14 protein-coding genes are annotated in these 12,877 nt (G+C 65.5%); 9 read left to right on the top strand and 5 right to left on the bottom strand.

Annotated elements, in window-relative coordinates; translation table 11 throughout:
* The first annotated feature begins 47 nt into the window (after positions 1 to 47).
* The 9 genes from hisH (at position 48) to tatC (ending at position 5,121) form a co-directional block, all read left to right on the top strand.
* Positions 48 to 686, top strand: coding sequence for an imidazole glycerol phosphate synthase subunit HisH (gene hisH / locus ASC94_RS20910; protein ID WP_082616718.1), 639 nt, complete (start codon positions 48 to 50; stop codon positions 684 to 686).
* A gap of 52 nt (positions 687 to 738) precedes the next feature.
* The gene (gene hisA, locus ASC94_RS20905) at positions 739 to 1,518 is read left to right on the top strand and encodes a 1-(5-phosphoribosyl)-5-[(5-phosphoribosylamino)methylideneamino]imidazole-4-carboxamide isomerase (protein ID WP_056399979.1); all 780 of its coding nucleotides are present in this window, start codon (positions 739 to 741) and stop codon (positions 1,516 to 1,518) included.
* Positions 1,519 to 1,525: 7 nt separating this feature from the next.
* On the top strand, positions 1,526 to 2,287 hold the full coding sequence (gene hisF / locus ASC94_RS20900) for an imidazole glycerol phosphate synthase subunit HisF (RefSeq protein ID WP_056399976.1): 762 nt from the start codon (positions 1,526 to 1,528) through the stop codon (positions 2,285 to 2,287).
* A gap of 26 nt (positions 2,288 to 2,313) precedes the next feature.
* Positions 2,314 to 2,751: a phosphoribosyl-AMP cyclohydrolase gene (gene hisI, locus ASC94_RS20895; protein WP_056401434.1), complete on the top strand. Its 438-nt coding sequence runs from the start codon at positions 2,314 to 2,316 to the stop codon at positions 2,749 to 2,751.
* Complete coding sequence (locus ASC94_RS20890) at positions 2,748 to 3,086, top strand: phosphoribosyl-ATP diphosphatase (protein WP_056399974.1); 339 nt, start codon at positions 2,748 to 2,750, stop codon at positions 3,084 to 3,086. The genes hisI and ASC94_RS20890 overlap by 4 nt, the downstream gene beginning before the upstream one ends.
* 25 nt (positions 3,087 to 3,111) lie before the next feature.
* Positions 3,112 to 3,483 carry a histidine triad nucleotide-binding protein gene (locus ASC94_RS20885; protein WP_056399972.1) on the top strand — a complete coding sequence of 124 codons (372 nt, stop codon included), beginning with the start codon at positions 3,112 to 3,114 and terminating at the stop codon, positions 3,481 to 3,483.
* Between the two features lie 136 nt (positions 3,484 to 3,619).
* The gene (gene tatA / locus ASC94_RS20880) at positions 3,620 to 3,856 is read left to right on the top strand and encodes a Sec-independent protein translocase subunit TatA (protein WP_056401430.1); all 237 of its coding nucleotides are present in this window, start codon (positions 3,620 to 3,622) and stop codon (positions 3,854 to 3,856) included.
* Positions 3,857 to 3,874: 18 nt separating this feature from the next.
* On the top strand, positions 3,875 to 4,366 hold the full coding sequence (gene tatB, locus ASC94_RS20875; RefSeq protein ID WP_056399968.1) for a Sec-independent protein translocase protein TatB: 492 nt from the start codon (positions 3,875 to 3,877) through the stop codon (positions 4,364 to 4,366).
* Positions 4,366 to 5,121, top strand: a complete 756-nt coding sequence (gene tatC / locus ASC94_RS20870) for a twin-arginine translocase subunit TatC (RefSeq protein ID WP_056399966.1) — start codon at positions 4,366 to 4,368, stop codon at positions 5,119 to 5,121. Before tatB ends, tatC begins: the two co-directional genes overlap by 1 nt.
* On the opposite strand, the gene ASC94_RS20865 is transcribed toward tatC, so the two are convergent.
* From ASC94_RS20865 to ASC94_RS20845, 5 genes are all read right to left on the bottom strand, one after another.
* The gene (locus ASC94_RS20865) at positions 5,118 to 5,498 is read right to left on the bottom strand and encodes a hypothetical protein (RefSeq protein ID WP_056399964.1); all 381 of its coding nucleotides are present in this window, start codon (positions 5,496 to 5,498) and stop codon (positions 5,118 to 5,120) included. The genes tatC and ASC94_RS20865 overlap by 4 nt on opposite strands.
* 109 nt (positions 5,499 to 5,607) lie before the next feature.
* Complete coding sequence (locus tag ASC94_RS20860; RefSeq protein WP_056399962.1) at positions 5,608 to 7,506, bottom strand: DUF885 domain-containing protein; 1,899 nt, start codon at positions 7,504 to 7,506, stop codon at positions 5,608 to 5,610.
* A 199-nt stretch (positions 7,507 to 7,705) separates the two neighbouring features.
* Positions 7,706 to 8,191, bottom strand: a complete 486-nt coding sequence (locus ASC94_RS20855; RefSeq protein WP_056399961.1) for a hypothetical protein — start codon at positions 8,189 to 8,191, stop codon at positions 7,706 to 7,708.
* A gap of 69 nt (positions 8,192 to 8,260) precedes the next feature.
* Entirely contained in the window at positions 8,261 to 8,623 is a 363-nt protein-coding gene (locus tag ASC94_RS20850; protein WP_056399958.1) for a hypothetical protein, read from the bottom strand.
* A gap of 88 nt (positions 8,624 to 8,711) precedes the next feature.
* Positions 8,712 to 12,875: a DEAD/DEAH box helicase gene (locus tag ASC94_RS20845; RefSeq protein WP_056399955.1), complete on the bottom strand. Its 4,164-nt coding sequence runs from the start codon at positions 12,873 to 12,875 to the stop codon at positions 8,712 to 8,714.
* Positions 12,876 to 12,877: the final 2 nt, after the last annotated feature.

Here is a 12,877-nt window from a genome sequence, read left to right as displayed (position 1 = left end):
GCGGATAGCCCTTGCGTGGGCCGCGCTGCCTCTGCTTGAATGGCATTATGAAGAAAATTGTTGTTGTGGATTACGGCATGGGTAACCTGCGTTCGGTGGCGCAAGCCCTGCGCGCGGTGGCGCCGGAAGCCGACATCGTCATCTCCGGGCAAGTGGCCGACATCGAGCATGCCGACCGCATCGTGCTGCCCGGCCAGGGCGCCATGCCGGACTGCATGCGCAGCCTGCGCGAATCCGGCGTGCAGGACGCGCTGCTGCGCGCAGCCGAAAGCAAGCCGCTGATGGGCGTGTGCATCGGCGAGCAGATGCTGTTCGATTCGTCGGAAGAGGGCGGCGCGCTGGGCCTGGGCTTGTTGCCGGGCAAGGTGGTGCGTTTCCAGCTGGACGGCCAGCTGCAGGAAGACGGCTCGCGCTTCAAGGTGCCGCAGATGGGCTGGAACCAGGTGCGCCAGCGTGCCGCTCATCCGATGTGGGCCGGCATTCCGGACAACAGCTATTTTTACTTTGTGCACAGCTATTACGTGCGGCCGGGCGAGGCTGCGCACAGCGTGGGCGAAACCGTGTACGGCACGCCGTTCTGCTGCGCCGTGGCGCGCGACAATGTGTTCGCCACCCAGTTCCACCCGGAGAAGAGCGCCGCCGTGGGCTTGCAGCTGTATAAGAATTTCGTGCATTGGCAACCGTAAGAAACTTGATAGTCCCCTTCGGCAACCCTAAACTAATCAACTCACACACACTATGCTGCTCATTCCTGCCATCGACCTCAAAGACGGTCACTGCGTACGCCTGAAACAGGGCGATATGGAACTTGCTACCGTATTCTCCGAAGACCCGGCCGACATGGCCCTGCACTGGCTGAAGCAGGGCGCGCGCCGACTGCACCTGGTGGACCTGAACGGCGCCTTCGCCGGCAAGCCGAAAAACGAAGGCGCCATCAAGGCCATCCTGAAAGTGGTGCAGGAATTCGCCGAGGAAAACGACATCGACGAGATCCCGGTGCAGCTGGGTGGCGGCATCCGCGACCTCGACACCATCGAACGCTACCTGGACGCCGGCATCACCTACGTCATCATCGGCACCGCCGCCGTGAAAAGCCCGGGCTTCCTGCATGACGCATGCGGCGCCTTCCCCGGCCACATCATCGTCGGCCTGGACGCCAAGGACGGCAAGGTCGCCACCGACGGCTGGAGCAAGATGTCCGGCCACGAGGTGATCGACCTGGCCCAGAAATTCGAAGCCTACGGCGTGGAGTCCATCATCTACACCGACATCGGCCGCGACGGCATGATGGGCGGCGTGAACATCGAAGCGACCGTGAAACTGGCGCAGGCGGTGAAGATTCCCGTGATCGCCTCCGGCGGCCTGCACAACATTTCCGACGTGGAAGCGCTGTGCGCGGTGCAGGACGAAGGCATCGAAGGCGTGATCTGCGGGCGCTCGATCTACGAGGGCACGCTCGACCTGAACGAGGCGCAGCTGCGCGCCGACGAACTGACGGAAGGCAGTCTGGAAGACTGATCCCACCATGCTCGCGAAACGTATCATTCCCTGCCTGGACGTGACCGACGGCCGCGTCGTCAAAGGCGTCAACTTCACCGAGCTGCGCGATGCCGGCGACCCGGTGGAAATCGCGCGCCGCTACGACGAGCAGGGCGCCGACGAACTGACCTTCCTCGACATCACCGCCTCCTCGGACAACCGCGGCCTGATCCTCGACATCATCGAAGCGGTGGCGTCCCAGGTCTTCATTCCGCTGACCGTGGGCGGCGGCGTGCGCGAGGTGGCCGATGTGCGCCGCCTGCTCAACGCCGGCGCCGACAAGGTCAGCATGAACACCTCGGCCGTGACCAACCCGCAACTGGTGTTCGACGCATCGCAAAAGCACGGCTCGCAGTGCATCGTGGTGGCGATCGACGCCAAGCAAGTGCAGCCGGGCCGCTGGGAAGTGTTTACGCACGGCGGCCGCAAGGCCACCGGCCTGGACGCGGTCGAGTGGGCGCGGAAAATGGAATCGCTGGGCGCGGGCGAACTGCTGCTCACCAGCATGGACCGCGACGGCACCAAGTCCGGCTTCGACCTGGGCCTGACCCGCGCCGTGTCGGACGCGGTGGGCATCCCGGTGATCGCCTCGGGCGGCGTGGGCGGCCTGCAGGACCTGGCGGACGGCGTCAAGCTGGGCCGCGCCGATGCGGTGCTGGCGGCCAGCATTTTCCACTATGGCCAGCACACCGTGCAGGAAGCCAAACGCTTCATGGCGCAGCAGGGCATCCCGATGCGCCTGACTTGAAAAGCTGACGAAGGAAACACATCATGATGCCAACCCAGACGCCCAGCGTGGCGAAAGCCAAATGGCTCAACAAGATCAAGTGGGACGAACACGGCCTGGTGCCGGTGATCGCGCAGGAGGCGGGCAGCAACGACGTGCTGATGTTCGCCTGGATGAACCGCGACGCCCTGTATAAAACGGTGGAGCTGGGCGAGGCGGTGTATTGGAGCCGCTCGCGCAAGAAGCTGTGGCACAAGGGCGAGGAATCGGGCCATGTGCAGAAGGTGCTGGAAATCCGCCTGGACTGCGACGAGGACGTGGTGCTGCTCAAGATCGAGCAAGCCGGCGGCATCGCCTGCCACACCGGCCGCCACTCCTGCTTTTTCAACAAGTTCGACGGCGACGCCAAAGAAGGCGACTGGCAGGCCAAGGAGCCGGTGCTGAAAGACCCGGACACGATTTACACGGAAGCGAAGAGCAAATGAGCACCATCCTGGACCGCGTAGCGGCCACCATCGAGTCGCGCAAGCCGGCCAACGGCGGCGACCCGGCCACGTCCTACGTGGCCAAGCTGTTCGCCAAGGGCGACGACGCCATCCTGAAAAAGGTCGGCGAGGAGGCCACCGAGTTCGTGATGGCCTCGAAAGATGCGCGCCATGGCGGCGATGCCGCCAAAGTGCTGTACGAATGCGCCGACTTGTGGTTCCATTCGATGGTGATGCTGGCCCAGTTCGGGCTGACGCCGCAGCAGGTGCTGGACGAGCTGGCGCGCCGCGAAGGCGTGTCCGGCATCGAGGAAAAAGCATCCCGTAAAGAGTAAAACGGAATAACTGACTGGAGTTGTTGTGGAAAACTGCCTGTTTTGCAAGATTGCCGAGAAGAAGATTCCATCGACCATCGTCTATGAAGACGAGGACTTGCTTGCCTTCAAGGATATCCATCCCCATGCGCCGGTGCACCTGCTGGTGATCCCCAAGACCCACATCGGCACCCTGTCGGACTGCAGCGCCGGCCATGCGCCGCTGCTGGGCAAGATGCTGGCCTTGGCGCCGCGCCTGGCCGAGGAACACGGCGTGGCCGTGGCCTACGACGAGGACGGCGCGCCGCAGCGCGGCTACAAGACCGTAATCAACAGCGGTCCGGACGGCGGCCAGGAAATCTACCACCTGCACCTGCACGTCATCGGCGGCCCGCACCCGTGGCGCCACGAACGCTGATCCCCCGGTGAACTAGTTCGGTAGCAATAAATCTTGCTACTACTTCATGACAAGCACATGACAGGCGCGCTTCGCGTATACTGTCCGCACTAACCGCAATTTTTTGGGGCGCGTTGCGTTCCGCAAGGGGAATATGATGGGTTCGATGAGCATCTGGCACTGGCTGGTGGTACTGGTAATTATCATGCTGGTCTTCGGCACCAAAAAACTGGGCAATATCGGCTCGGACGTGGGCAAGGCCGTCAAGGGCTTCAAGGACGGCGTGAAGGGCGGCGAAGAAGAGAACAAGCCGGCCGCGCCGGGCGCACCCACCCAGCAGGTCGCCGACAAATCCACCATCGACGTGGAAGCCAAAGAGAAGAACAAGCTGTAATGTCCCGCTAAGCGCTTTATGATCGATCTCGGTCTTTCCAAACTAGCCATCATCGGCGTGGTCGCGCTGATCGTCATCGGTCCTGAGAAGCTGCCCAAGGTGGCGCGCATGGCCGGGACGCTGTACGGCCGCGCCCAGCGTTATCTGCACGACGTGAAGTCCGAAGTCAGCCGCGAAATCGAGCTGGAGGAGTTGCGCAACCTGCAGAAGGAAGTGCAGGAAACCGCGCAATCGATCAAGCAGGGCGTGGAGCAGTCCATTTCCGACAGCGTGGCCGAAGTGCAGAACGCCTGGCAGGACAGTCCGGAGCACGACTATTCGCAGGTGCCGCCCAGCGCCGAGCACCTGGCCCGCAAGGCCAGGGAATTCCGCCGCAAGCGCCTGGTGCGCACCTCGGCGCTGCCGGCCTGGTACAAGCAGCAGCACGGCACGCGCATGCATGTCACGTCGGGCGCCGCGCGGGTCGCGCGCTTCCGCCCCCGCAGCAAACCACCTGCATCGTTTTACTAATGAGTGAAGAAACCCCGGTCGAGGAGACATTCATCTCCCACCTGATCGAGCTGCGCGACCGCCTGGTCAAAGCTTCGATCGGCATCGCCATCGTCTGCGCCGCGCTGATGTTCTGGCCCGGCCCCGCGGCCATCTACGACATCATCGCCGCGCCCATGCTGGCATCGCTGCCCACCGGCTCGAAGATGATCGCCACCGGCGTCATTTCGCCCTTCCTGGTGCCGATGAAGGTGACGCTGCTGATAGCCTTCATCGTGGCCCTGCCGTGGGTGCTGTACCAGCTGTGGGCCTTCATCGCGCCCGGCCTGTACGCGCACGAAAAGCGCCTGATCGCACCGCTGGTGATCTCGTCCTCGCTGCTGTTCGCGGCGGGCGTGGCGTTCTGCTACTTCTTCGTGTTCGGCCGCGTGTTCCACTTCATTTCGGACTTCTCGCCCTCGTCGATCGCGGTGACGCCGGACATTGAAAACTACCTCGATTTCGTCATGTCCATGTGCTTGGCGTTCGGCGCCACCTTTGAGGTGCCGGTGGTGGTGGTGGTGCTGGTGCGGATGGGAATTGTGTCGGTGGCCAAGCTGAAGGAAATACGACCGTACGTGATCGTGGGCGCCTTCGTGATTGCCGCCATCGTCACGCCGCCGGACGTGGTCAGCCAGTTCTCGCTGGCGATTCCGATGTGGCTGCTGTATGAGATGGGCTTGCTGGTCGCGCCGGTGTTCGTCAAGGCCACGCAAGCGCCGAAAGAGCCGGTCTAGGAAAACAACTTGAACAGGATGACGGCGTCCACTGCAAACTGGATGCCGAAGAAAAGGTAGAACCTGGTTTCAAGTCCGGCTACCCGGCGCTCCAGCGCGCCGAACCGGGTATGAATTTCCTGCTTCAGCAAGTCCATCCTGGCCAGCATTTCCTGCTTGAGCAGATCCAGCTGGCCGAACATTTCCTGCTTGAGCAGATCCATCCTCGCCAGCAGTTCGCTGCGCTGGATCACCAGATCGGACTCGACGGCGACCTGGCATTCGTTGAGCACGGTGCCCAGCGCCTCCGCTTGCAGCTCAGCCTGCTCTGCGGGCAAGCCGCTTTCCTTCAGCAGCTGCGCATATTTCAGGGTGTCAATCCGGATAGGCATGGTCATGATCGCTCCCGAGTTCATATTAGCAGACCAGGAGCAAAGCCCCCTGTTCCCATCGTACCCGGTTGCGCGCGCGGCCCCTTGAGGCCGCGCAACGACGCTGCTGCAGTGCTTACTGGGTCATGAGCTCGCGGATCACGCGCACCGGCGCGCTGCCGTAGCTGAGGAATTGCTCGTTGAACTCCTTCAGCACAAACTTGTTGCCCAGCGCCTGCTTGCGCTCCTCGCGCAGTTCCATGATCTCGCTGTAGCCGCTGAAATAGCTGGCCAGCTGCACCGACGACAGCTGCGCCCGGCGCCATTTCTCGGCCGCCTCGCGCTGGGTCTGGAAGGCCTGGCGGGTCAGCAAGTCCATCGCCTCGGCCTGCTGCATGCCCAGCACGTGCACGCTGTAGTCGAGGATGGTGTTGGTCACGCTGCGCAGGTTCCACTTGGAGTACATCAGCCACATCTCGGGCGCGTTGTCGCCGTAGCCGGACTCCAGCATCATGCGCTCGCCGTACACCGCCCAGCCTTCCACCATGGCGCCGTTGCCGAAGATCGATTTCACGATCGACGGCGACTTGTTGGCGTACACCAGCTGCGCGTAGTGGCCCGGAATCGCCTCGTGGATGTTGAGGATCTGCAGGATCCAGTGGTTGTACTCGCGCAGGCTGCTCTCGGCCTGCTCGTCGGACACGCCGTCCAGCGGCGTCACGTTGTAATAGGTGCGGTCCTGCGGGCGGTACGGCCCAGGCGCCTCGATGCTGGCGCCGGCCACGCCGCGCTGGTAGGCCGGCGTTTCGCGCACCTGCAGGGGCTTGTTCGGGTCCAGGGTCAGCAGGTTTTTCTGGATCACCCAGTCCTGCAGCACGGGAATCTGGCGCCGGATCTCGGGGAAGAAGTCTTCGCGCTTCACGTGGTTGGCCGACAGCGTGGCGATCACCATGCCGATCTTCTCGGTGCGGTCGGCCGGCTTGGGGGTGCTGTCCATGTATTTCGGCCACAGTTCGTCCGCCAGGCGGTCCATATTCGCCAGCAGCTGCTCGCGCGCCGCCAGGGCCTTGCGGTAGGTCTGCTCGCCGTTGCTGCCGGCCTGGATGTCGAAGGCGAACTTGGCTTCGTACAGCTCCTTGCCGATGCGGAAGGAGCGGCCGCCGCCGGCTTGCGCCATGGTCTTGTCCAGTTCACCCAGCCAGGCCGCGTAGCCGTCCACCGCCGCCTTGGCCTGGCTCACGCGCTGCGCGAACAGCTGCTTCTCCATCGGCGACAGGATGGACGCCTGCGCTTCCTTGTCCAGGTCTCCCAGCAGCGCGAGCACGCCGGGCGCCTGCGCGATGGCGAGCTGCGTGTGCTCGCGGGTGGGGTTGCTGATGTTGGCGCGCGCGGCATCGTAATAGGCCGGCACGCCGGCGATGCGCTTGAGCAGCGTGCGCAGGCGCTGCGGCTTGGCCGCGTATTCGGTGTTGAGGATGAAGTCGATCGGGCTGGCGATGTTGTACAGCGCCGGATTCCATTCGAATTCGCGGAAGGTGGTCAGATACCAGCGGTCCGAATTGAGCTTGTTCACCAGCAGCGCCAGGTCGGTGCGCTGCTTGGCCGAGAGCTGGCGCGCGTCGGTCTTGGCGAAACGGCCCAGCCAGTCGTCGATGAAGGCCAGCTGCGCCGCGCGCGTGGTGGCATCCGGGATGGTCATGCTGGCGGCGGTGTCGTACTTGCCCACCGAGATGGCGGTTTCCGGATCCATCTTCCACAGCGCGCCCAGGAACTGGGTGGACAGCGCGTCCATGCGCCGGTCCTGGCTGCGCTCGGACGGCACCTGCTTGATCATCGGCGTGGCAGCGGCGGCGCCCGCTGCCGCTGCTGCGCCGGTGGCGGCCTTGGCACCCTTGCCGCCTTTGCCGCTGGAGGTGGACTTGGAAGACTTGACGGTCTTGCCGGACTTGTTTTTCTGCGGCGCCTTGGCGGCGCCGGCCGGCGCCAGCGCGAAGCAGGCCAGTACTGCGGCCAGCGCGATTTTGGTTTTGATCATGTGAATTTCAGCCCTCAGAGTAATGCGGGGCGCCCGGCCTGACAGGCCCGGCGCACAGATGCAGCGTGGGAGAGTATCACTATTCAGGCCGCTTGCGCAGCCTGTTACATGCGGCTACATGCGGCTGCCGCGGCGGCACCGGCAACCCCCGGCAACCCCCGGCAAGCCGCCGCCGCGCCCGGCCGGGCGCCGCAAGGCATCAGTTGATCGCGTTACTGCGGATCAGTTCCTGGTGGCGGGCGTTCAGCCTGGAGACTGCGTCCTTGCCGTTCGCCATGCGCGTCAGCAGGATCTCGCTGCCTTTGGTGTAGCGGTGGCCGATGCGGATCGAATAGGAGCGGAACAGCCAGCTGAAGAAGGACTGCACATAGGTGGCCTCGTCCATGTCGCGCCATTTCACGCCCTGCACGCCCTTGGACCAGGGCAGGATGCCCGAATACAGCCAGACGCCCACGTCGTCGTAGTACAGCTGCACGCTGCGCAGCACCAGGATGCGATAGCCCACCACCAGCACCGCGAACAGCATCACGCCGCCCGCCGCAAGCTCGCTGTAGCGGAACGCGAACGGCAGCGCAAAGCCGAACAGCAGCAGCGCCAGCAGAATGGTGTTCAGGTAAGCCGTCCAGGACTTCACGCACAGCAAGGTGCCGTGGCCTGCAGGGCGGGATGCGTTGTCTTCTTCCATGAAATCGTTCCGATAGGGAAAGTGGAATGATTGCACGGATCAGCGCGGATTGCAGCTATTTGCGTGCCCTCACGCCTCCGGTCCCTGGCGGCTGTCCAGCCGGTCCGGATGGTCGATGCTGTAGACCTGGTCCAGCACGCGCGACGCCAGTGCATGCTGTTCGGCGTCGGCCGCCTGCACTACCAGCAGGCAGGACGCGCGCTGCACCGGCGTGCGCAGCTCGGACTGGGCGGACTGGCGGTTCGGGTCGCCCACCGCGGGCGTCGGCTGCTCTTCCAGGTCCACCACGAAATTGCCCTGCGGCGGGCCGCCGTCGTCCTCCTGCGGACGCATCTCCACCGCCGATTCCGGCATGCCGGCGGCAATCAGCGCGCTGCGCGCACGCTGGGCGATGTCAAAACTGTCGAATACGCGTAACAAAGTTTCGGCCATGATGCCCTCCTTCTAGACGGTGAGCCATCATAGCGCCGGCGCGCACGGCGCCGCGCCAGCTTGCCGCCAGGAAGCCCCGCGCGCCGGTTCAGGGCCGCAGACCTTCCTGCAGCATGGCCAGCATCTCGCCGGCGGACATGCGGGCGGCCATATCGCTGCCGTCCAGCAGGCTGTCCGCCAGGTCGCGCTTGTGCTGGTGCAGGTCGACAATGCCTTCCTCGATGGTGTGCCGCGCCACCAGCCGGTAGATGGTGACCGGGCGCAGCTGGCCCATGCGGTGCGCGCGGTCCGACGCCTGGTCTTCCACGGCCGGATTCCACCACGGGTCCATGTGGATCACGTAGTCGGCCGCCGTCAGGTTGATGCCCATGCCGCCCGCTTTCAGGCTGATCAGGAACACATCGCCCTCGCCGGCCTGGAAGGCGTCCACGCGCTGCTTGCGCGCCGCCATCGGCGTGCTGCCGTCCAGATACTGGTAGGCCACGCCCTCGCGGTCCAGGTGCGCGCGGATCAGGGTCAGGTGGTCCACGAACTGGCTGAACACCAGCACCTTGTGGCGGTTCTCCAGCAGGCCCGCCAGCAGGTGCGCGAATGCCGCCAGCTTGCTGCTCGGGAGCTTCAGGCCCGGCGCCACCAGGTTGGGATTGCAGCAGGCGCGGCGCAGCTTCATGATCTCGGCCAGGATCTGGATCGATTTCTTCTCGGCCGGGCCTTGCACCGTGGCCAGGTTTTCCAGCGCCTCGCGCCGCAGCGATTCGTACAGCGCCGTCTCTTCCGGCGACAGGTCCACCTCCAGCACGATCTCGGTGCGCGGCGGCAGCTCCGTCAACACCTGGGTCTTGGTCCGGCGCAGGATGAAGGGCCCGATCAGGCGCCGCAGGCGGTTGCGCGCGCCCACCTCGGCGCGGTGGTCCTGCTGCTTCTCGATCGGCCCCGCGAAGCGCAGGCTGAATTGCTCGATGCTGCCCAGCAGGCCAGGATTGATGAAGCGGAACAGGTTCCACAGCTCGCCCAGGTGGTTCTCCAGCGGCGTGCCGGTGGCCACCATGCGGAAGTCGCCCTTCAGCGCCATCACGGCCTGCGAGCGCTTGGTGGCGCCGTTCTTGATGGCCTGCGCCTCGTCCAGCACGATGGTATGCCACTGCTTCTCGGCGAAGCGTTCTGCCTCCTGCTGCAGCAGGCCGTAGCTGCACACCACCAGGTCGAAGGCGCCCGCGCCGTTCACCATCTCCGTCCGGTCGCCGCTGCCGAACACTTTCACGTTCAGGGTGGGCGCGAAGCGCGCCGCCTCGCTCACCCAGTTCAGGCACACCGAGGTCGGCGCCACCACCAGCGCCGGGCCCTGGGGCGCGCGCGACAGGATCAGCGCCAGCGCCTGCAGCGTTTTCCCCAGGCCCATGTCGTCCGCCAGGCAGGCGCCCACGCCCCAATGCGCCAGGCGCGCCAGCCAGTCGTAGCCATCGCGCTGGTAGTCGCGCAGTTCCGCCTGCAGGGTACTCGGCACCTGCGGCGTGAAGGCGGTGTTGGCCTCCATGCGTTTCAAATGGTCGCGCCAGGCCGGATCGGCATCAACTTCGCCCGCCTCCGCCGCCAGGTCCTCCAGCGCGAACGCGGCCAGCGGGTGGATGTGGATGCCATCCGCGCCGATGTCGCCATAGGCCTGCAGTTCGTGCAGGCGGCGGTGCAGCTCCTCGCTCAGCGCCAGGTACTGGTTGTCGCCCAGTTCCACGAAGCGGCTCTTGTTCGCCTGCATCAGCTCCAGCAGCGCGCGCAGGTCCATCACCTGGTTCTCGTCCACCTGCAGCTGGCCGCTGGCGGCGAACCAGTCCTTCTCGGTCTTGATATTCAGGCGGAACTGCTTGCCGCCGATGCGCTGGGTGACGCGGAATTTTTCGCCCTCGGGCCAGGCCACCACCACGAACTCCGGCGGCAGCTCCTGCAGCTCGGACAAGAGCTGCAAACACAGCGCCGGCTGGCCCAGCAGCCATTCGCCGTGGTCCTGCTCCGCCTGTTCCAGCACCAGGCACTTGCCGACCAGGCGCCGTTCGGCGTCGCGTTCGCCGCTCAGGCTGCGGCGCGTCTGCACCGGCTTGCCGTCCACTTCCGCGCTCATGCTCTCGGCACCGCTGCCCGGCGTGTAATAGGCGCCGCCCGCCAGTGGGCGCACCATGATCTGCATCTTCAGGCCGTGCTGGTAGGGCAGCAGGTGCACGTGCAGGCGCGCGTCCGCTTCCACCTGTTCGGCGTTGCCGGTGCTGCCGCCGATGTCCGACTGCACCGTCACCAGCGACGATACCGCGCCGATGGCCTGCAGCACCTGCTCCTCCGCGCTGGCCGGCACGTCCAGGCCGTCGCCGACAATGGCGGCAATGCGCCGGTGCTCGTCTTCGATGCTCACCACGCGCAGGCGCGTCGGCGTTTCGCGCACCACGGTCACGCTGGCGTTGATGTCGGTCAGCGCCGGCTGCAGGGTCAGGCGCAGGTCGCCGCGCTGTTTGCGTATCAGCAGTTCAGGCGTGCCGGCCAGCAGTTCCACGCGCGTGTCCGGCGCGTCCAGCCAATAGGCATGCGGATGGCCCACCAGCGCGAGCGCGGCCTGCTCGTGGTCGATGTCGTAGCGCAGGCCGGACGAATAGGCCTGGCGCGAAGGAGAGATGGTGCTGCTGATGCGGATGTCCTGCGGCGTCAAAAACTCCATCTGCGCCGCGTCCTCGCGCAAGCGCTTCAAGGCCAGCGGACGGCCCTTGCCCCAGGCGCCCTTCGCGTCGCGCTTCTGCTCGCGCGGTTCGATCTCGGTGATGCCGTGGCGCGGATCGAAGGTGATCATCCACACCAGGCGCGCCTCGCCGCTGGCCGTTTCGGTGGCGCCCTGCTGCAGGTTGATCAGCGCGGAGAGCTGGCGCTGCCAGGCTTCCTGGCGCTCGAACCAGTTGCTCATGTCCACAAAGCCGCCGCGTTCGCGCAGCGCGGCCGCGTGCGTGGCCATGTCGGCGTCACCGTGGTGGCCCAGCAGGCTGGCCACCTGCGCGGCGATGAATTTGTAGCCCAGCGTCTCGGCCTGCTGCGCCAGCGCGTGCAGCTGTTCGCGCTTGCCCTCCAGCTGCGGCAGCGCCAGCCAGAACCACAGCAAGGCCTGGAACATCTGCGGCTGCATCGCCGGCTCCCAGCTGCGTGAGAGCACCACGTCGGTCTGCATGGTGCCGGCGCGGATCTGGCGCAGCATGCTCAGTTGCGTGTACACCGCGCTGTCCGGATTGGCCTGCGCATGGATGGCCAGCTCCAGGTAGCTCTCGGCTGCCTTCTGCATTTTCGGATCGGCGCTGCGCAGCAGGGCCAGCACGTACAGGTGGCCGCCCATGCCCTGGAACAGCAGTTTGCGCTTGCCCGATTCGCGCCGCAGCGCTTTCAGCGCGGCCTCGAAGCCTTGCAACGACTTGTCCAGGTCCCCGCGCAGCAGCAGCACCACGCTGAGCAGGAACTGCGGCAGCGCGCCGTCCAGGCCCTCCAGGTAGACCACGGCCTGCTTCATGTCGCCGCACAGGATGGCATCCTCCGCCAGCGCCATGTGGAAGGCCTCGGTGATGTATTCGTTCTTGGCCAGGCGGCGCTGCACGTGGCGCGCGGTGAGGCCGCGCACGGTGGGCGCCAGCGAGGGATCGCGCTGGCAGTGCTGCAGCAGCAGCGTGAACACGTCGTCCACCAGCAGCGGGTGCACCAGGATCAGCATGCCCGCTTCCAGCGGCTTGGTGAAGATGTCCACCACCGGATGCAACTGCGCCGCCTCGTAGCACACCATGCAGGCCTGCAGCAGCGGCAGCACCTGCTGCGGCGCCTGGCCGCGCAGCAGCGCCATGCGCAGGCGCGCCACGGCCTGGCGGTAGCTGCGCGCTTCCAGCGCGCCGTTCCAGCCCTGGCGCATGGGATTCAGCGTTTCGTAGGCGCCGCACAAGTCGCCCAGCATGTGGGCGCCGATGGCGGCGCGGATGGCCGGCCAGCGCAGCTTGGCGTTGCACAGGTAGCCGCGCGCCGTGACCACGGTGACAAAGGCCAGGCGTTCCAGCTTGCGCAGCGGCTCGTCCAGGGTGTCCACATTGAACATGAAGCCGCGCGCGTCGCGCACGCCGGCCTTGTTCATCAAGTCCAGGATGGCCGTGCGGCCGGTGGCGTCGCCGATCAGCGCGAGCAGCGCCAGTATCATTTTCTCGTCGAGGCTGAGGGCGTCGAATTCCGCGAGCAGTTGCTGGTCCGTCATCG

Origin of the sequence: Massilia sp. Root418, from assembly GCF_001425265.1 — a bacterium.
In the GTDB taxonomy this organism is placed as follows: Bacteria; Pseudomonadota; Gammaproteobacteria; order Burkholderiales; family Burkholderiaceae_D; genus Rugamonas.
This window is presented reverse-complemented; position numbering and strand designations above follow the sequence as displayed.

Bases quoted from the DNA above. Each gene is read 5' to 3' on its own strand.
- ASC94_RS20865 (WP_056399964.1), bottom strand. From the start codon at position 5,498: ATGACCATGCCTATCCGGATTGACACCCTGAAATATGCGCAGCTGCTG.
- hisH (WP_082616718.1), top strand. From the start codon at position 48: ATGAAGAAAATTGTTGTTGTGGATTACGGCATGGGTAACCTGCGTTCG.
- ASC94_RS20890 (WP_056399974.1), top strand. From the start codon at position 2,748: ATGAGCACCATCCTGGACCGCGTAGCGGCCACCATCGAGTCGCGCAAG.
- tatA (WP_056401430.1), top strand. From the start codon at position 3,620: ATGGGTTCGATGAGCATCTGGCACTGGCTGGTGGTACTGGTAATTATC.
- tatB (WP_056399968.1), top strand. From the start codon at position 3,875: ATGATCGATCTCGGTCTTTCCAAACTAGCCATCATCGGCGTGGTCGCG.
- hisI (WP_056401434.1), top strand. From the start codon at position 2,314: ATGCCAACCCAGACGCCCAGCGTGGCGAAAGCCAAATGGCTCAACAAG.
- ASC94_RS20855 (WP_056399961.1), bottom strand. From the start codon at position 8,191: ATGGAAGAAGACAACGCATCCCGCCCTGCAGGCCACGGCACCTTGCTG.
- hisF (WP_056399976.1), top strand. From the start codon at position 1,526: ATGCTCGCGAAACGTATCATTCCCTGCCTGGACGTGACCGACGGCCGC.
- ASC94_RS20845 (WP_056399955.1), bottom strand. From the start codon at position 12,875: ATGACGGACCAGCAACTGCTCGCGGAATTCGACGCCCTCAGCCTCGAC.
- hisA (WP_056399979.1), top strand. From the start codon at position 739: ATGCTGCTCATTCCTGCCATCGACCTCAAAGACGGTCACTGCGTACGC.
- ASC94_RS20850 (WP_056399958.1), bottom strand. From the start codon at position 8,623: ATGGCCGAAACTTTGTTACGCGTATTCGACAGTTTTGACATCGCCCAG.
- ASC94_RS20860 (WP_056399962.1), bottom strand. From the start codon at position 7,506: ATGATCAAAACCAAAATCGCGCTGGCCGCAGTACTGGCCTGCTTCGCG.
- tatC (WP_056399966.1), top strand. From the start codon at position 4,366: ATGAGTGAAGAAACCCCGGTCGAGGAGACATTCATCTCCCACCTGATC.